The organism is Thioalkalivibrio sp. AKL12, from assembly GCF_000377925.1.
Taxonomy (GTDB): Bacteria; Pseudomonadota; Gammaproteobacteria; order Ectothiorhodospirales; family Ectothiorhodospiraceae; genus Thioalkalivibrio; species Thioalkalivibrio versutus.
Genome location: NZ_KB898898.1, coordinates 1 through 18982 on the forward strand (window position 1 = coordinate 1; position 18982 = coordinate 18982).

General features: G+C 68.3%; 16 protein-coding genes. 9 read left to right on the top strand and 7 right to left on the bottom strand.

Going from position 1 to position 18982, the window contains the following annotated elements:
* Positions 1–284 precede the first annotated feature (284 nt).
* The 7 genes from trkA to def all read right to left on the bottom strand — a co-directional run bounded on the left by trkA (position 285) and on the right by def (position 8983).
* Complete coding sequence (gene trkA, locus D579_RS0109130; protein ID WP_018144642.1) at positions 285–1664, bottom strand: Trk system potassium transporter TrkA; 1380 nt, start codon at positions 1662–1664, stop codon at positions 285–287.
* 23 nt (positions 1665–1687) lie between these two features.
* Positions 1688–3067 (bottom strand): sigma-54 dependent transcriptional regulator, encoded by a 1380-nt coding sequence (locus D579_RS0109135; RefSeq protein ID WP_018144643.1) that lies wholly within the window; start codon positions 3065–3067, stop codon positions 1688–1690.
* Positions 3064–5268: an ATP-binding protein gene (locus D579_RS0109140; protein WP_018176246.1), complete on the bottom strand. Its 2205-nt coding sequence runs from the start codon at positions 5266–5268 to the stop codon at positions 3064–3066. The genes D579_RS0109135 and D579_RS0109140 overlap by 4 nt, the downstream gene beginning before the upstream one ends.
* 280 nt (positions 5269–5548) lie before the next feature.
* On the bottom strand, positions 5549–6127 hold the full coding sequence (locus D579_RS0109145; protein WP_018951804.1) for a DUF4390 domain-containing protein: 579 nt from the start codon (positions 6125–6127) through the stop codon (positions 5549–5551).
* A complete protein-coding gene (rsmB, locus tag D579_RS0109150) occupies positions 6127–7485 on the bottom strand; it encodes a 16S rRNA (cytosine(967)-C(5))-methyltransferase RsmB (protein ID WP_018951805.1) in 1359 nt (452 codons plus the stop codon). Before rsmB ends, D579_RS0109145 begins: the two co-directional genes overlap by 1 nt.
* Positions 7485–8450 (bottom strand): methionyl-tRNA formyltransferase, encoded by a 966-nt coding sequence (gene fmt, locus D579_RS0109155; RefSeq protein ID WP_018951806.1) that lies wholly within the window; start codon positions 8448–8450, stop codon positions 7485–7487. Before fmt ends, rsmB begins: the two co-directional genes overlap by 1 nt.
* Positions 8450–8983, bottom strand: a complete 534-nt coding sequence (gene def, locus D579_RS0109160) for a peptide deformylase (RefSeq protein ID WP_018951807.1) — start codon at positions 8981–8983, stop codon at positions 8450–8452. Before def ends, fmt begins: the two co-directional genes overlap by 1 nt.
* A gap of 142 nt (positions 8984–9125) precedes the next feature.
* Here def and D579_RS0109165 point away from each other — a divergent pair, with 142 nt between their 5' ends.
* The 9 genes from D579_RS0109165 to D579_RS0109205 all read left to right on the top strand — a co-directional run bounded on the left by D579_RS0109165 (position 9126) and on the right by D579_RS0109205 (position 18817).
* Positions 9126–10286 carry a LysM peptidoglycan-binding domain-containing protein gene (locus D579_RS0109165; protein WP_018951808.1) on the top strand — a complete coding sequence of 387 codons (1161 nt, stop codon included), beginning with the start codon at positions 9126–9128 and terminating at the stop codon, positions 10284–10286.
* A gap of 21 nt (positions 10287–10307) precedes the next feature.
* Positions 10308–11447 carry a DNA-processing protein DprA gene (gene dprA, locus D579_RS0109170; protein WP_018951809.1) on the top strand — a complete coding sequence of 380 codons (1140 nt, stop codon included), beginning with the start codon at positions 10308–10310 and terminating at the stop codon, positions 11445–11447.
* Complete coding sequence (locus D579_RS0109175; protein WP_018938919.1) at positions 11444–11929, top strand: DUF494 family protein; 486 nt, start codon at positions 11444–11446, stop codon at positions 11927–11929. The genes dprA and D579_RS0109175 overlap by 4 nt, the downstream gene beginning before the upstream one ends.
* A gap of 141 nt (positions 11930–12070) precedes the next feature.
* The gene (locus D579_RS0109180; RefSeq protein ID WP_018951810.1) at positions 12071–14629 is read left to right on the top strand and encodes a DNA topoisomerase I; all 2559 of its coding nucleotides are present in this window, start codon (positions 12071–12073) and stop codon (positions 14627–14629) included.
* Positions 14616–15221 (top strand): L-threonylcarbamoyladenylate synthase, encoded by a 606-nt coding sequence (locus tag D579_RS0109185; RefSeq protein WP_018951811.1) that lies wholly within the window; start codon positions 14616–14618, stop codon positions 15219–15221. Before D579_RS0109180 ends, D579_RS0109185 begins: the two co-directional genes overlap by 14 nt.
* 16 nt (positions 15222–15237) lie before the next feature.
* Positions 15238–16167 carry an oxygen-dependent coproporphyrinogen oxidase gene (hemF, locus tag D579_RS0109190; RefSeq protein ID WP_018951812.1) on the top strand — a complete coding sequence of 310 codons (930 nt, stop codon included), beginning with the start codon at positions 15238–15240 and terminating at the stop codon, positions 16165–16167.
* Between the two features lie 23 nt (positions 16168–16190).
* Positions 16191–17207: a porphobilinogen synthase gene (gene hemB, locus D579_RS0109195; RefSeq protein WP_018951813.1), complete on the top strand. Its 1017-nt coding sequence runs from the start codon at positions 16191–16193 to the stop codon at positions 17205–17207.
* Positions 17204–18052: a shikimate dehydrogenase gene (aroE, locus tag D579_RS0109200; RefSeq protein WP_018951814.1), complete on the top strand. Its 849-nt coding sequence runs from the start codon at positions 17204–17206 to the stop codon at positions 18050–18052. Before hemB ends, aroE begins: the two co-directional genes overlap by 4 nt.
* Positions 18053–18154: 102 nt before the next feature.
* Complete coding sequence (locus D579_RS0109205) at positions 18155–18817, top strand: OmpA family protein (protein ID WP_018650581.1); 663 nt, start codon at positions 18155–18157, stop codon at positions 18815–18817.
* The last annotated feature ends 165 nt before the right edge of the window (positions 18818–18982 follow it).

An 18982-nucleotide genomic window follows, 5' to 3' on the forward strand; every position in this document is an offset into this window, starting at 1 on the left:
CTAGGGAAACACTGATGAATGTACGCACTCGCGCTCGAGTCGCTTTTGCGTGCGAACAAGGCGCGGTGACTGCCGTACAGTCATTCTGCACAAGGGAACCGCAACGCCGTGCGCGCGCCCGTTTTGGATAAGCACGGGCGGCCGAGCCCCGCGGGGTTGGTAACCCAGGTTCCCCGAGACAAGGCGCGGTGCGCAGCCGGTAGTGGTTCTACCGGCAAGGGCCGCAACGCAGGATCGGAAAACCTGGGATACCAACGCGAGTGTGTACATTGATCAGTGTTTCCCTAAAAGAACAGCGCCGTGGGCTGGAACAGGCGCTGCACCTGCTTCACCTTGCGCCGATCGGTCACGAATAGAATCACGTGGTCGCCGGCCTCGATGACCGTGTCGCGATGGGGGATGATGACCTCCTCGCCCCGCACCACCGCTCCGACGCGAGTGCCCTCGGGAAAGTCGATCTCGTCGATCCGGCGGCTGACCACCTGCGACGTCCGGGCATCGCCGTTGACCACGGTCTCGATCGCCTCGGCCGCACCGCGGCGCAGGGCATGCACGGTGGCGGTTCCGCCCTCGCGCACCCGCGCCAGCAGCGCACCGATGGTCGCCTGCTGTGGCGAGATCGCGACATCGATGGTCCCGCTTTGCAGCAGGTCCACGTAGCTCGGCCGATTGATCAGCGACATCACCTTGCGCACGCCCCAGCGCTTGGCCAGCATCCCGGCGAAGATGTTCGCCTGGTCGTCGTTGGTGACCGCGCAGAACACGTCGCTGTGCTCGACGTTGATGGATTCGAGGAAGCGGTCATCCGAGCTGTCCCCGTGCAGCACCAGGACATTGCTGGGTAGCGTCCGCGCCAGATGATCGGCCCGTTCGGAATCGCGTTCGATCACCTTGACCCGGTAGCGCTTGCTGAGCGTCTCGGCCAGGCGCTCGCCGATGTTGCCGCCACCGGCCACCATGATTCGCTTGTAGGGCTTTTCCAGCTTGCGCAGCTCCGAGGTCACCGCGCGGATGTTCTTCTTCGCCGCGACGAAGAACACCTCGTCATCGGCCTCGATCACCGTGGAACCATCCGGCTGGATCGAGCGATCCTTGCGGAAGATCGCGGCCACCCGGGTCTGGATGCCCGGCATGTCGTTTTGCAGATTCTTCAGCTCGTGCCCGACCAGCGGGCCCCCGTAGTAGGCGCGCACCCCCACCAGCGAAACTCGGCCCTCGGCGAATTCCAGCACCTGGAGCGAACCGGGGTGCTCGATCAGGCGCTGGATGTGGCTGGTCACGATCGCCTCGGGCGAGATCAGCATGTCCACCGGCATCGCGTCCTGGGCAAACAGCGCCGGGGTCTCGTGGTAGTCACGGGCCCGCACCCGGGCGATCTTGGTCTCGATATTGAACAGCGTGGAGGCCACCTGGCAGGCAACCATGTTGGTCTCGTCCGAGTTGGTGACCGCGATCAGCATGGACGCGTCCTGCGCACCGGCTGCCTCCAGCACCGAGGGGTGCGCGGCAAAGCCGTGCACGGTCTTGATGTCGAAACGATCCTCCAGCTCCGCCAGCATCTCGGCGCGGTAATCGACCACCGTAATGTCGATCCCGTCGGCGCTCAGCGCCTCCGCCAGCGACTGACCGACCTGCCCGGCCCCGAGGATGATGATGTGCTTCATGCGTCTCCCGTCCCGGAGCAGGTTCAGCTATCGGTTTTCACGCGCTTGGGGTCGATCCCCAGCGCCTTGAACTTGCGGTACAGGTGCGTGCGCTCCAGCCCCACCCGTTCCGCCAGGCGCGTCATGTTGCCCTCGGAGCGCTCCAGCTGTTGCTGCAGGTATTCGCGCTCGAACTGTTCGCGCGCCTCGCGCAGCGGCAGATCGGGGATGGCGACCGTCCCCTCGCCGCCCTCCTCGGCGCGCTGCGGCTGCCCGCTAAGGGTACGTTCCACCTCGTCGCGGGTGATCTCGTCGCCGGAGCCCAAAATCATCAGCCGCTGCACCAGGTTGCGCAGTTCGCGCACGTTGCCCGGCCAGTGGTACTGCTGCAGCCGTTCCAGGGCCGGACGCTGGAAGGCGCGCGGCGGCAGCCCCTCCTGCTGGTGCAGGTGGCGCATATGACACTCCAGCAGTTCCGGGATGTCTTCGGGGTGCTCGCGCAGGGGCGGGATGGTCAGTGGCAGGACATTCAACCGGTAGTACAGGTCCTCGCGGAAGTGGCCCTGCTTGACCGCCTCGGCCAGGTCGTACTGACTCCCTGCGATCACGCGCACGTTCACGCTGATGGGCTGGTTGCCGCCGATGCGGGTGATGCGCTGGGTATCCAGCGCATGCAGCAACCGCCCCTGGGTCTGCAGATCCATCTCCGCGACCTCGTCCAGGAACAGCACGCCACCCGCCGCCTGCTCCAGCAGGCCATAGCGCACATGTTCTCCCTGCTCGCTGCCGAACAGCTCGGCGATCGCCTCCTCGCCCGAGAGCGACCCCACCGAGACCACGATGAACGGGCTCTCGCGGCGCGCGCTGCGCGCATGCAGCAGCCGCGCGAAGGTCTGCTTGCCAACGCCTGGCTCGCCGGTGATCAGCACCCAGGTATCGTGCTGCGCCATGCGCTGCACCTGGTCGCGCAGGTTCACCATGGTGGCGCTGTCGCCCACCGGGTCGGCCACCGTACCGGCGTGGCGCTTCAGGCCCACGTTCTCGCGCTGCAGGCGTGCGGCCTCCAGGGCATTGTTCAGGGTGATCAGCAGCTTGTCGATGGACAACGGCTTCTCGATGAAGTCGTAGGCGCCCAGGCGCGTGGCATCCACAGCGGTCTCGACGTTGCCGTGACCGGAGATCATCACCACCGGGCAGGGCAGCCCCTCGTCATCGCCCCACTCCTTGAGCAGGGAGATCCCGTCACCGTCCGGCATCCAGACATCCAGCAGGATCAGGTCCGGGCGGCGACTGCGACGCTGTGCCTTGGCCTCGGCCACGGAGCCGGCGAGTGCTACCTGATAGCCCTCGTCCTCCAGCACATCCTGCAGCAGCATGCGGATGTCCGGCTCGTCGTCGACTACGAGTATGTAGGCTTCGCTCATTCGGGCTCCTCGTGAACCACCGGACCATGCTCCACCGGGATGCGGATGCGGAAGACCGCCCCGCCCGGCCCGGACTCTGCATTATGGCACTCAATCATGCCGCCATGCTCCTCCACGATCTTCTGCGCGACGGCCAGACCGAGACCGGTTCCACGCGGCTTGTCGGTGGTGTAGGGCTCGAAGATACGCTCGAGGAACTCCGGCTTGATGCCCGGGCCGGTGTCGATCACGCGCAATTCGATATGCGGCCCGGCCGAGTCGTCGAGATACGCCGTGGCGACATGCACCTCCATGTCCTCGTGGCCCTCGCCCGCCTCCAGGGCGTTCTTGATCAGGTTGTGCAGCAACTGGCGCAGACGCCCGGCGTCGCCATGGATTCGCGGCAGGGACGCATCCAGCGTGACATCGACCCGCGAGCGCCCGTCCTGGTCCAGGTACAACTCGCAGACGTCCCGGATCAGCTGGTTCAGATCCACCGACGCGCGCTCCAGCTGCGGGGCCTGGGCATAGTCGCGGAAGGCGTTGACCAGGGTCTTCATCGCCTCCACCTGCTGCACGATGGTACCGGTGGCGCGATCCAGCACCTCGCGATCCGCCCCCTCCAGCACCTTGCCCAGACGCCGCGACAGGCGCTCGGCGGACAGCTGGATCGGGGTCAGCGGGTTCTTGATCTCGTGCGCCAGGCGGCGCGCCACCTCGCCCCAGGCGGCGTCACGCTGGGCCTTCAGGAACTCGGTCATGTCGTCGAACACGATCGCGTGCAGACCGCGGCTGGACCCCGAGGTCGGCAGCCACACGGCACGGGTCATCAGCACCTTGCGCCCGCTACGGGTAAACACCACCACCTGGCGCGACCATTCTTCTTCCTGGCGCACCAGGGCATCGCTGATCGCCTCGAAAAACTGCGCCACCAGCGGGCACTCGGCGCCCACCTCCGACATCACCCGGGTGCGCGCCCGCTGCAGGTCGCACTCCAGGATCTCGCTGGCCGCGGCGTTCGCGGTACGCAGGCGCAGGCTGCCATCCAGCGCCAGCACGCCGGAGCGCAAGTGTTGCAGCACGCTCTCCAGATAGGCGCGCTCGGCGTCCAGCAGGCGGCGGTTGCGTTCCGCCTCGTCGCGCGCCTCGTTCAGGGTGCGCGTCATGGTATTGAACGACTGCACCAGGAAACCCAGCTCGTCGGCGCGCTGCACCGCCAGGCGGGTGCTGTAGTCGCCCTGGGCGACCATGCGTGTGCCCTGCACCAGGTCGGAGATCGGGCGCACCATGCGCCGCGCCACCAGCAGCCCGGCCCAGAGTGCCGCCATCAGCGAGATCGCCAGCGCCAGTGACAGGGTGAACACAAAGCCCTGGATCATCGGCCCGCGCAGGTAGGCGAATTCGCGATAGTCGGCGAAGGCGTCCTGCACCCGTAGCGACAACGCGCTCATGCGCGGGTCCACGGGATAGATACCCTGCAGGATACGGTTCTCCGAGCCCGGGCGGCGGCTGCTGGTGGTGGCCACCACGCGGATGATCAGCGAGCCGTCGGGCTGCGGCTCCAGCCGCGAATACGGCTGTTCCGGGCGTACCCGCATCAGAATGTCGGACCCGGGCGGGGTCGGCAGACGACGGATTGGGCTGTCGGTGCTGGAGGCGATGATGCGGTTGTTGGAGCCGACCAGGGTCAGCTCCTGCGCCCCGACCTGGCGGCGATAGTCGTTCAGGGCCAGCGGCACCAGCCCCTCCGAGACCCCCTCGAGATCGCTCATCAGTTCCTGGGTCTCGTTCGCCAGCTGGCGCACCCGCAGATCCAGCGACGAGCGCGACAGCTCCAGCGCATCCTCCAGCGCCGACTCCACGCGCACGTCGAACCAGGAATCCACGCCCTCGTTCAGGAACTTGAAGGAGAAGTAATAGACAACGGACACCGGCAGCACCGCCACCAGCATGAACACCGCGACCAGGCGCAGGGTCAGCCGGCTGCCGGGGACCCCGCGGCGATACTGGATCGCCATGCGCGCGACCTGATAGATGATTAGCCCGCCCAGCGCCACCAGCACGGCGACGTGGAACACCAGCAGCCACAGGAACAGCTGCTCGAAGCGCGCCTGGTTCTGCGCGGCATCGCCCATCACCACCAGCGAGGTCAGCAGCAGCACGAACAGGAGCCCGATGCCGAACAGCCCCCACGGGAAGCCCCTTAGGGAAACGCTGATCAACGTACACCCTCGCGTTGGTAACCCAGGTTTTCCGAAACAAGGCGCGGTCCGCAGCCGGTAGCCATTCTATCGGCAAGGGCCGCAACGCCGGATCGGGGAACCTGGGTTACCAACCCCACGAACCATTGAAAGCAGGGGCTCGGCCGCCCGTTGTGATCAAAAACGGGCCTGCGCACGGCGTTGCGGCACCCTTGTGCAGAATGACTGCACGGCGGTCGCCGCGCCTTGTTCGCACGCAAAAGCGACGAAGCAGCGAGCGCGTACGTTGACCAGCGTTTCCCTAATCCAGCGACCATCGCCGCCACTCCTGTCGTGTCGTCAGATCACCGCGCAACCCGGCATCCAGCTGCAGGGGCAGAGGCAGCGCCGAGTACACCAGCATCAGGCGTGCCGCCAGGTCGAACTCCCCGGGATTCGGGCGCGCCGAAGCGGGAATGCCATCCAGGCGCAGCCGGCCCAGCCGCCGGGCGACCTGGTCCAGGGCATCCCCCAGGGTCGGTTTCAGATCCATGCGCTCGTCGGTCACCGCGGTTACCAGGTAATGCCGGTTCAGCGCAAAGTATTGCAGCTGGACCCGGCGGGTCTCGCTCGCCAGGGTGTCGCGCCCCACCCGGCGACCGCGCTCCAGACGGGTTTCCGCCTCGAACTCCAGGGTCACTCCGTTGGCCAGGGCATCTTCCAGCACGGCGGGCAGACGCATGTCGATATCGAGACGCACCAGCACGGTGGTGTCGTCCAGCCACAGGTGATTGGCGCCGCGGATCTCCACCGCCGCGGCCGGCACAGGCAGCGCCAGCAGAGCAAACAGGCAGCACAGCGCCACGAAGGGCCCGCGCCACGGGGAGGCGCCGCTCGGCATCAGGGGGCCTGCTTCTCCAGGAGCGCATAGTAGAAGCCATCACCGCCCTCGAGACCCAGCGGCAGCGACACGCCGACCTCGCGCGGCCGGCCTCCGGGGATCCCCGCATCGCCGTTCACGGGAAGCACCCGCGCATCCGCGGTCGCGGCCACGAACGGGGCCACAACGGCCTCGTTTTCCGGCGACAGCAACGAGCAGGTGGCATACAGCAGCCGCCCGCCCGGGCGCAGCAGCTGCCAGGCGCCGGCCAGCAGGCGGGCCTGCTCCGCCGCCAGGCGCGGGATGTCCTCGGCTCGACGCAGGGTCTTGATATCCGGATGACGCCGGATCACGCCGGTGGCAGAACAAGGCACGTCCAGCAGGATCGCGTCGAAGGCCTGGCCGTCCCACCAGTCGTCGGCGGCCTCCAGGTCGGCGGCGACCAGCCGGGCGTCGAAGCCCAGCCGGTCGAGATTCTCGCGCACCTGCTCCAGGCGTTCCGGGTCGTTGTCCAGCGCGGTGAGGTCCAGTTGGCCACCGGCGCGCTCCAGAAGGTGCCCGGTCTTGCCGCCCGGGGCCGCACAGGCATCCAGCACCCGCGCGCCCGGCTGCGGATCCAGCAGTTGCCCGGCCCATTGCGCCGAGGCGTCCTGGACCGACAGCGCCCCGTCGGCAAACCCCGGCAGCGCCCCGACGTCGACCGGATTCTCCAGGGTCAGCGCGCTGGCGAGCACCGGGTGCGGCCGCGCCGGCGTCCCCGCAGCGGCCAGCGCCTCCAGCGCCGCCTCGCGGCTGCCGCGCTGCAGGTTCACCCGCAGGGTCATCGGCGCCGGCAGCGTCGAGGCCTCCAGCAACGCCTCCCAGTCCTCGGGCCAGGCGTCGCGAATCGCCTCCAGCAGCCACGCCGGAACCGCATAGCGCAGGCCCGGCTCCGCCTCGATCCGGGCGGCCAGCGCATCCTGCTCGCGCAGGGCACGGCGCAGAACCGCGTTGATCAGCCCCACCGCGCCGGGTCGATGGATCTCGCGCGCCAGCTCGGCCGTCTCGCGCACCGCCGCATGATCCCGCGTACCGAAATGCAGCACCTCGGCCAGGCCCTGCGCCAGCAGCACGCCGATCACGGCATCCTTCTTGCGCAGCGGTCGCTCGAGAAACCCGCCGACCAGCCCCTCCAGCTGCGGATACCAGCGCAGGGTGGTGTAGGCCAGGGCCTGCACCCAGGCGGCATCGCGCGACGCGAGCCCCTCGGTCACCAGCTCCACCGCCCGGGTCAGCGACTGCCCCTGCAGCACCACGCGCTCGACCGCCTCCAGCGCACGCTGACGCGGCGAACGCGAATCCACCCGCGAGGGCACCACACGCTTTTGCTTGCCTGCCATCAGACCGCCCCCGTCAGGGTCTGGCCAACCAGATCGGCATTACGAGCCCAGTCGGCCGCCGCGACCGGGCGACGTCCCGGCAGCTGCACCGTTTGCAGCCGCAGGATGCCGTCGCCCGTGGCCACGTCGACGCCGTCCACCCCAGTATTTCGAATCGTCCCCGGCGCCGCATCGGCCGGTTCGGCAAGAGGGGTCGCGTTAAACACCCGCACCACCTGCCCCTGCCAGCCGGTCTGGGCCACCGGCCAGGGGTTGAAGGCACGTACCTGGCGATCCAGGGCGACGGCCGGTTGCGACCAGTCCATCCAGGCCTCCTGTTTCTCCAGCTTGCGGGCATACGTGGCCTGCTCGTCATCTTGTGGCCAGGGCGCGGACTCGCCCGCGGCAATCGCCGGGAGCTGCTCGACCAGCAGTTCGGCGCCTTCACGGGCGAGAACGTCGTGCAGGCTTCCAGTGGTGGTCTCCGGTGTAATCGTCACACCCCGGCAGGCATGCACCGGGCCGGTATCCAGCCCCGGGGCCATCTGCATCAGGCAGACCCCGGTCTCGGCATCCCCCGCGAGGATGGCACGATGAATCGGCGCCGCGCCGCGCCAGCGCGGCAGCAACGAGGCGTGGATATTGAGCCCCCCCAGCGGCGGGATCGCGAGCACCGCGCGCGGCAGGATCAGCCCGTAGGCCGCCACGATCAGGATATCCGGGCGCCAGGCCGCGAGCGCCGCCTGGGCCTCAGGGGTTTTGAGACTCTCCGGCTGCACCACCGGCAGCCCCGCGGCCTCGGCGACCTGCTTGACCGGCCCGGGGCGCAGCTTGCGTCCGCGCCCCGCCGGGCGGTCCGGCTGGGTGTAGACCGCGACCGGCGCATGCCCGCTCTCGATCAGGGCCTGCAGCGCCGGGACTGCAAAATCGGGCGTCCCGGCATAGACGATGCGCAGGGAGTCGACGTCCGTGTCCGCCACCCCCATCAGACCGCGGGGACCGCGGCCTTGTCACCCGCCCCGGTGCGGACGCCCTGCTTCTCCAGCTTCTTGCGAATGCGGCTGCGCTTCAGGCTGGACAGGTAATCGACGAACAGCTTGCCGTCGAGGTGGTCGATCTCGTGCTGGATGCACACCGCGAGCAGCCCGTCGATTTCCAGCTCGAAGGGCTGGCCATCGCGCCCCAGGGCGCGCACGCGGATGCGGTCGGCACGCTGCACCTTTTCGTAGAAACCGGGCACGGACAGGCAACCCTCGTCCATCTCCTCCTCGCCGGAGGTTTCCAGGATCTCGGGGTTGATCAGGGCATGCGGCGCGCTCTGATCATCGGAGATATCCGCCACCAGCACACGCTTTTGCACGTTGATCTGGGTGGCCGCCAGGCCGATGCCCGGGGCCTCGTACATGGTCTCGAACATGTCGTCCACCAGGGTACGAATCTCGTCATCCACCTCGGCGACCGGCTCGGCCTTCAGGCGCAGCCGGGGATCGGGGAAGTGCAGGATTTCACGCTTGGCCATGAAAAAACCTCAAACTTTGTACTGTACAGACGTCGCAATTCTGCTAACGTTGGACCGCAATATCCGCGGAGTTGCGTCATCCGAATGGGGCCGGGCCACAGGAAGGCTCGGGGAGCGCGCGGACCTGACAGGGGACACCAAAATGTACAAGACCAGGGCCACCACGACCTTCGTTCTGCCGGGCATTCTCTTCAGTGTAACGCTGTTGCTGAGCGCCTGCGCGGCCACGCCAGAGAATGGCAGCGCCGAAACGGCCGCATCCGGCACCAGCGAAACGCAAGCTGCCGCCCGCGAGTCGCGCAACGCACTGGAACAACGCAGCTCCGCCGAGGCCGAGCCGGAAATCCGCGAATCCGCGCCGGAACGCTACGTCGTCAAGAAGGGCGACACGCTCTGGGATATCTCCGCGATGTTCCTGCAGGACCCCTGGTACTGGCCGGAGATCTGGCTGGTCAACCCCGAGATCGAGAACCCCCACCTGATCTATCCGGGTGACGTGCTGAGCATTCATTACGTGGATGGCCAGCCGCGCATCATGGTCGACGGCGGCCCGCGCGTGCGCCCGACCCATCGCCTGTCGCCCGAGGCCCGGGTGGTGGAGCGCGACGAGGACATCTCCCCCATCTCCACCCTGCAGTCGTTCATGTTCCGGCCGCAGGTGCTGGATGAAGAGACCCTGGAGAATGCGCCCTATGTCCTCGCCTCGCAGGACGAGCGCGTGATCTTCGGCCCCGGTGACCGCGTCTACGTGCGCAACGCCGAAGACACCGAACAGTACGAGCTCTACCACATCGTGCGCCACGACGGCATGCTGATCGACCCGGATACCGGCGAGGAGCTGGGCGTCGCGACCCTGCCGGTGGGCGAGGCGGAGATCATCGAGCCGGGCAACGTCGCCCGCGCCGATATCCGCAAGGGCGAACGCGAGGCCATCCGTGGCGACCGCCTGGTGCCCTACGCCGAAGAGCAGGACCGGCTGTTCGACATTGGCCGCGCACCGGCCGGCGCCGAGGGCACGATCATCTCGCTGTTCGACGCCATCAGCCAGGTCGGCCAGTTGCAGGCCGCGATCATCAACCGCGGCGAGCGCGACGGCATCGAGAACGGTCAGGTCTTTGCGGCCTTCACCGCCGGACGCGAGGTCCGCGACCCGATCAGTGATCGCGCCAACGACGTCGTCACCCTGCCGGAAGAAGAAGTCGGCACCGTGATGGTCTTCCAGACCTTCGAGAAGGTCTCCTACGTGCTGGTAACCGAGGCCGAACGCACCCTGCGCGAGGGTGACAAGGTTCGCGCCCCCTGACCGGACTTGCGGCCCGGCTTCATGCGTGATGCCGGAACGGCGGCCGCTCCGCACCAGGACTGGCTACGCCTGATCAACACCCCTGGCCTCGGCCCGCGGCGCATGCTGCAACTGGTCGAGGCCTTCGGCACTCCGGGCCACGCCCTCGGCGCCCCGGCCGCCGAATGGCAGCGTGCGGGCATCGACCTCAAGCTGGACGATGCCGCGCGCCAGGCCCGCGACAAAGGGGCCGAAGCCGACCGGGCCTGGCTCGATGCCGATCCCCGGCATCACCTCCTGTGTCTCGACGACCCCGCCTATCCGCCCCTGCTGGCCGAGCTCCCCGACCCACCGCCGGTGCTGTACCTGAACGGCAACCCGGAACTGCTGCGCGCCCCGCAAGTGGGGATCGTCGGCAGCCGCGAGGCGACTCCGCAGGGCGAGCGCCTGGCCAGCGAATTCGCGCGCGAGCTGGCCACGGCCGGGCTCACGGTCACCAGCGGCCTGGCGCGCGGCATCGACGGCGCGGCCCACGAGGGCGCCCTGGCCGCACCCGGCGGGCGCACCATCGCGGTGGTCGCCACCGGGCCCGACCGCATCTACCCCGCCCAGCATCGCCGGCTCGCCCATCGCATCGCCGACCATGGCCTGGTCGTCTCGTTATGGCCCACCGGTACCCGGCCACTGGCGCGGAACTTCCCGCAGCGCAACCGGGTGATCAGCGGGCTTTCGCTGGCCACCCTGGTTGTCGAAGCGGCCTTGAAGAGCGGGTCGCTGATCACCGCGCGGCTGGCCGCCGAGCAGGGGCGCCAGGTCTATGCGGTCCCCGGCTCGGTGCTCAGCCCCGCCAGCCGCGGCTGCCACCAACTGATCCGCGACGGCGCCCAGCTGGTGGAGTCGGCCGACGAGATCCTTGACGACCTCGCGGACTGGCTAGGCGTGGCGCCCAACGCCCCTACAGCCCCGGCCGAGCCCGCCGGCGAACCGCTGGACCCGGAGCAGGAACGCGTGCTGAACGCGATGGGTTTCGACCCGGTCCCGCTGGAAACCCTGCGCGAACGCACCAAATTGACCATCGAACAGCTTTCATCCATGCTGGTTTTGCTTGAACTTCATGGCCGCGTGGCCGCTCTCGACCACGGGCGTTACCAGCGCCTCGACGCAGGATCCCCCGAATCATGAACGAGAACGTGCTGGATGTGCTCATGTATCTCTTTGAGCACACCATCGACGAGGAATCCGACCAGGAGCCGGACCGCTCGGAACTGGAACGCCACCTGGTGGAGGCCGGTTTCGCCCGGCGCGAGATCGATCGCGCCCTCGGCTGGCTGGACCGCCTGATGAGCGAAGCCCCGTTGGCAGGCCGCGGCGGGGACGGTGCCGCCCAGCGGATCTACGCCCCCGAGGAGCGCAAGCGCCTGGACACCGAGTCTCACGGCTTCCTTTTGCACCTGGAGCAGAACGGCCTGCTGACGGCCGGCACCCGCGAGCTGGTGCTGGATCGCGTCATGGAGCTGGATGCCGAGGAGATCGACCTCGACCAGCTGCGCTGGGTGGTGTTGATGGTGCTGTTCAACCAGCCCGACGACGCGATCGCCTATTCCCGCCTGGAAGAGGTCATGCGCGACGACTCGGGCCCCAGTGCCGTGGATTATCTGCACTGACTTCGCCGTCTTTCGATGGTTACGCGGTAGCCACGGGCGTTTTCCTCATCTAGTCTTTAGCGCCCGTGAACCCGGTTGCATGCTTGCAACCGCCACCGCCCCGACACGGAACCCGCTGCCACGGAGACGGTCCCGAGCCACATGAGCAAGCACCTCGTCATTGTAGAGTCCCCCGCCAAGGGCAAGACCATCGAGAAGTACCTGGGTCCCGACTACCAGGTCCTCGCCTCGTATGGCCACGTACGCGATCTCGTACCCAAGGAGGGCGCGGTGGATCCGGAAGACGGCTTCCGGATGAAGTACGACATCATCGAGCGCAGCGAGAAACAGATCGAGGCGATCGCCAAGGCGCTGAAGAAATCCGACGACCTGATCCTCGCGACTGACCCCGACCGTGAAGGCGAGGCGATCTCCTGGCACCTCCACGAGGTCCTGCGCGAACGCGGCCTGCTGGAAAACCGCGACGTGCACCGGGTGGTGTTCCACGAGATCACCAAGAAGGCGATCCAGGAAGCGATCGAGCACCCGCGCGACCTGGCCCAGCCGCTGATCGACGCCCAGCAGGCGCGCCGCGCGCTGGACTACCTGGTCGGCTTCAACCTCTCGCCGCTGTTGTGGCGCAAGATCAAGCGCGGCCTGTCCGCCGGGCGCGTGCAGAGCCCGGCACTGCGCATGATTGCCGAGCGCGAGAACGAGATCGAGGCCTTCGTCGCCCGCGAGTACTGGACGCTCGACGCCCTGACCGAACGCCAGGGCCAGTCATTCACCGCGCGCCTGACCCACCTGGACGGCAACAAGCTGGACCAGTTCGACCTCAACAGCACCGAACTGGCGCACGACGCCCAGAAACGCCTGACCGACGCCGCCAGCGGCGAGCTCCGGGTCGCCAAGGTCGAGAAGAAGCAGCGCCGCCGCAACCCGGCCGCGCCGTTCACCACCTCGACCCTGCAGCAGGAGGCCTCGCGCAAGCTCGGCTTCACCGCCAGCCGCACCATGCGCACCGCCCAGCAGCTCTACGAAGGGATCGATCTGGGCTCCGGCGCGATCGGCCTGATCACCTACATGCGTACCGACTCGGTGGCCCTGGCCGGCGAGGCGATCGGCGAAATCCGCGGTCTGATCGAGGAGCGCTACGGGGCCAACAATGTCCCCGACAGCCCGCGCCAGTACAAGACCAAGTCGAAGAACGCGCAGGAGGCCCACGAGGCCATCCGCCCGACCTCCGTGCGCCACGTGCCGAACGAGATACGCGATCGCCTGAGCAGCGACCAGGCACGCCTGTACGACCTGATCTGGAAGCGCACCGTCGCCTGCCAGATGATCCACGCAACCTTCGACACCGTCGCCGCCGACCTGGTCCCGGGCGAAACCAGGCACCAGTTCCGCGCTACCGGCTCCACCCTGGTCGACCCCGGCTTCATCGCGGTCTACCAGGAGGGCCGCGATGACACGCAGGACGACGACGAGGACAAGCGCCTGCCGGAGATGGCCGAGGGCGACAGCGTCAAGCTGAACGAAGTCACCGCCGACCAGCACTTCACCGAGCCGCCGCCGCGCTACACCGAGGCCAGCCTGGTGAAGACGCTGGAGGAATACGGGATCGGCCGCCCCTCCACCTACGCCAGCATCATCTCCACCCTGCAGTCGCGCGAGTACGTGGAGATGGATGGCAAGCGCTTCATCCCGACCGACACCGGCCGGATCGTGAACAGCTTCCTGACCCAGCACTTCGACCGCTACGTGGACTACGACTTCACCGCGAAGCTGGAAGACGAGCTGGATGCCATCTCGCGCGGCGAGAAGGACTGGGTCCCGGTGCTGGAAGCGTTCTGGGGCGACTTCCGCGACCGGGTGAAGGAAAAAGAAGAGAACGTGACCCGCGCCGAGGCCGTGCAATCGCGCGAGCTGGGCCCCGACCCGCAAAGCGGGCGCCCGGTCAGCGTGCGCCTGGGCCGCTTCGGACCGATCGTGCAGATCGGCACCAAGGACGACGAGGAGAAGCCGCGCTTCGCCGGCCTGCTGCCCGGGCAGAAGATGGACAAGGTCACCCTCGAGGAGGCGCTGGAGCTGTTCAAGCTGCCGCGCGATCTCGGCGAGACCCCCGAGGGCGAACCGGTGATGGTCAACATCGGCCGCTTTGGCCCGTACGTGAAGTACGGCTCCAAGTACGCGTCGCTGGGCCCGGACGACGATGTCTGGACCATCGAGCTGCCACGCGCGCTGGAGGTTGTCGCCGAGAAGAAGAAAAAGGACGCCGAACGCTTCATCAAGAGCTTCGACGCGGAAGGCATCCAGGTCCTGAACGGGCGCTACGGCCCCTACGTGACCGACGGCAACAAGAACGCCAAGATCCCGAAAGAGACCGACCCCAAGTCCCTGACGCTGGAACAGTGCCAGGAGCTGATCGCCGCCGCCCCGGAACGCAAGGGCCGCGGACGCAAGGGGGCGGCCAAGTCCACGGGCAAGACCGCTGCCAAGTCCTCTAGCAAGGCCGAGGGCAAGTCCGCCAGCAAGACGTCGGCCAAGTCGACATCCGCGAAGAAACCGGCGACCAAGAAGAAGGCCACCGCCAGCAAGACGGGCGCGAAGAAGACCACCGCCAAGAAGACCCCGGCGAAGAAGTCGTCTACTGCGAAGTCCGCCAGCGCTGGCGACAACCGCCTGAGTGCCGAGCCCTCCGGCGATCGTGGATCGGAATAACGCCCCGCTGCTGACCGCCGAGATCGATCCCGTCGCGCACCACGTGCGCGACGGCGGGGTGATCGCCTACCCCACCGAGGCGGTCTTCGGCCTTGGCTGCCGCCCGGACGCGCCGGAGGCCATCGAACGCATCCTGACACTGAAGGGTCGACCGGCAGCCAAGGGGCTGATCGTGGTCAGCGACCGGCTCGACCGCCTTGCCCCCTGGCTGGCCCCGCTGCCCGCCGACCGCCAGGCCGAGATCGACGCCAGCTGGCCCGGCCCCACAACCTGGCTGCTACCCGTAACCCCTGACTGCCCCACCCTGCTGTGTGGCGAACACGACAGCCTGGCCGTGCGCCTAACCGCCCATCCAGCCACACGTGCGCTGTGCGCCGCCGTCGACAGCGCGCTGGTCTCGACCAGCGCGAACCGCGCCGGCGCGGAGCCCTGCCGCACCTGGGATTGCGTTACCTCACAACTCGGGGCGGGCATCGATGCGATCCTGCAGGCAGAATGTGGCGGGCGCGACGCCCCCAGCGCGATCCGCGACGCCCGCACCGGGGCCTGGCTCCGGGGTGGACCGGACCCCGACGCGAACACCGACCACTGAACAACCGGGACGCAGCATGAGCCAGGACAACGTCTCCATCGAGCGCGTAATCGACTACCTGCAGGGCCTGCAGGACCGCATCTGCCAGGGCCTCGAGGGCCTGGACGGCCGGGCCCGCTTCGAGGAGGACGCCTGGGAGCGCCCCGCTGGCGGCGGCGGGCGCACCCGCGTGCTGCACGAGGGCGCGGTGTTCGAGCAGGCCGGGGTGAATTTCTCCCACGTGATGGGCGACAACCTCCCGGCCTCGGCCACCGCCCACCGTCCGGAGATGGCCGGGCGCTCGTTCCAGGCCACCGGCGTCTCCCTGGTGATCCACCCGCACAACCCCTTTGTTCCGACCTCGCATGCCAACGTGCGCTTCTTCATCGCCGAGAAGCCCGGCGAGGACCCCATCTGGTGGTTCGGCGGCGGCTTCGACCTCACGCCCTACTACGGCTTCGACGAGGACTGCATCCACTGGCACCGTACCGCCGAGGCCGCCTGCCGCCCGTTCGGCGAGCACCTCTATCCGGCGCACAAGAAGTGGTGCGACGAGTATTTCCACCTCAAGCACCGCGACGAACCGCGCGGCGTGGGGGGGCTGTTCTTCGACGACTTCAGCGAGGGCGGCTTCGAGCATGCCTTCGGCTACATGCAGAGCGTGGGCAACGCCTACCTCGACGCCTACGCCCCGATCGTCGAGCGCCGCCACGCCACCGACTTCGGCGAGCGCGAGCGCCAGTTCCAGCTCTACCGCCGCGGGCGCTATGTCGAGTTCAACCTGGTGTATGACCGCGGTACCCTGTTCGGCCTGCAGTCGGGCGGGCGCACCGAGTCGATCCTGATGTCGCTGCCGCCGCTGGTGCGCTGGGAGTACAACTACCAGCCGGCGCCCGGCACGCCCGAGGCCGAACTCTACGACCGCTACCTGAAGCCGCGCGACTGGCTCGCCGAGACTGCCGGCTGACTCCAAACACGCAAGGACCTGGCATGACCGCACCGATCGCCCCCTACCCCGCCGGCCGCCCGCGCCGAATGCGCCGCGACGGCTTCTCCCGCCGCCTGATGCGCGAACACCACCTGCGCGCGGACGACCTGATCCTGCCGGTGTTCGTCACCGAGGGCGAGGGCGTGCGCGAGGCGGTACCGTCGATGCCCGGCGTGGAACGCGTCTCCATCGACCAGCTGCAGGAAGAGGCGGCCGCCGCCGTGCGCCTGGGCATCCCGGCGCTGGCGCTGTTTCCGGTGGTGCCGGGCGAGAAGAAGAGCCTGGATGCGGCCGAGGCGTGGAACCCCGAGGGCCTCGCCCAGCGCGCGGTGCGCGCACTGAAGGCGGCGCACCCGGATCTCGGCGTGATCACCGACGTGGCCCTGGACCCGTTCACCACCCACGGTCAGGACGGCATCATCGACGACGACGGCTACGTGGTGAACGACATCACCACCAAGGCCCTGGTGAAGCAGGCGCTGTCGCATGCCGCCGCCGGCGCCGACGTGGTGGCCCCCTCCGACATGATGGACGGGCGCATCGGCGCGATCCGCGGCGCCCTGGAGGACGGCGGGCACGTGCACACGCGCATCCTCGCCTACTCCGCCAAGTACGCCTCGGCCTTCTACGGTCCGTTCCGCGACGCGGTGGGCTCGGCCGGCAACCTCGGCAAGGGCGGCAAGGAGACCTACCAGATGGACCCGGCCAACGGCGACGAGGCCCTGCACGAAGTCGCGCTGGATCTCGCCGAGGGGGCCGACATGGTGATGGTCAAGCCGGGCATGCCGTACCTCGACGTGGTGCGCCGCATCCGCGACGAATTCCGGCGCCCGACCTTCGTCTACCACGTCTCCGGCGAGTACGCGATGCTCAAGGCCGCCGCCGAGCGCGGCTGGCTGGACGAGCGCGCCTGCGTGCTGGAGGCCCTGACCGGCATGAAGCGCGCCGGGGCCGACGGCATCCTCACCTACTATGCGCGCACCGTGGCCGAATGGCTGGCGGAGGACGCGGCGCGATGAGCGAGCCGCGTCCGGATCGCTACGCCGTGGTGGGCAACCCCGTCCACCACTCGCTGTCCCCGCGCATCCACACCCTGTTCGCCGAACAGACCGGGCAACACCTCGTGTACGAAGCCCGACAGGGCACCCCCGGGCAGTTCGCCGAGGAGGTCAACGCCTGGTTCGCCGAGGGGCTCAAGGGCCTCAACGTGACCGTTCCATTCAAGGAGGAGGCCTTCGCCCTGGCCCGGGTGCTGAGCGACCGGGCGCGCCATGCCGGGGCAGTCAACACCCTGTGGCGGGACGGCGACCACCGCATCCACGGCGACAACACCGACGGCGTCGGATTCTGTCGCGATCTCGACCGCCTCGGCTTCGACGTGCGCAATCGCCAGGTCCTGATCCTGGGGGCCGGAGGCGCCACCCGCGGCCTGCTGCAGCCCCTGCTGGAAGGCGCACCGGAGGTGCTGATCATCGCCAACCGCACCGTGGCCCGCGCCGAGGGGCTGGTGGATGCCTTCCGGGATATCGCCCCGGCCACCCGGCTCTCCGCCTGCGGCCTGGACGCCCTGCCGCAGGGTCCGTTCGACCTGGTGGTCAACGCCACCGCCACCGGTCTCGGCGACGATGCACTGGCGCTCCCCGAGCACCTCGTCCACGCGGACAGCCTGGCCTATGACCTGGTCTACGGCGCCGGCGCCAAGCGCTTCCTGGACTGGGCCGCCGGCGCGGGCTGTGTACGCGGCAGCGACGGCCTCGGCATGCTGGTGGAACAGGCGGCCGAGGCCTTCTCCATCTGGCGCGGGGTGCACCCCGAGACGGATCCCATTCTGCGTCAACTGCGTCACGAAATCGCTCCCGAATAGCCCACCCACAACCCGGGTTCATGGACGGTTCACGCGCCACAGCGCAAGCTGAACCTATTGCCCCGTATCCGCACGGGGCCAGCGAATACTGGGAGATTCATCATGCAACGCATTCTCGCCCTGGCCGTCACCAGCGCCCTGGTACTGGTGGTGGGCTGCACCACCACGGATCCGTACACCGGGGAAGAACGCGTCTCCCGAGCCACCATCGGGGCCGGCATCGGGGCCGCCACCGGTGCGGTGCTCGGTAGCGTCACCAGCAGTCGCAACCGCACCCAACGCGCCATGATTGGCGCCGGCATCGGGGCCCTGGCCGGTGGCGCCATCGGCAACTACATGGACCGCCAGGAGGATGCCCTGCGCGAACAGCTGCGCGGCACCGGCGTGAGCGTGACCCGCGATGGCGACAACATCATCCTCAACATGCCGAGCAACATCACCTTCGATTTCGATCGCAGCGAGATCAAGCCGCAATTCCATGACGTCCTCGACTCGGTCGCACTGGTGCTGGAGGAGTTCGACCAGACCGGGATCGAGATCGCCGGGCACACCGACAGCACCGGCCGGGTGGAATACAACATGGACCTCTCCGAGCGCCGTGCCGAGAGCGTGGGTCAGGCCCTGATCCGCCGTGGCGTACAGCCGGTGCGGGTGCACACCATCGGCCTCGGGCCGCACCAGCCGGTCGCTACCAACGACACCGATGCGGGCCGCGAACAGAACCGCCGCGTCGAACTCACCCTGTTCCCGCTCACCGCCGACTAACCTGCACGTTCCGTGCCCGGCACCCCGACGCTCGCCGGGGCGCCGGGCCGACCCCATTCTGGCGACGTCTCCAGCGCCTCGCGCTGGACACTCCTACCCTTCCTGCGGCAGAATCCCGATCATTCGCTGCATCGTGATTTTTCGGTGCAATCGCGTCCATTCTCG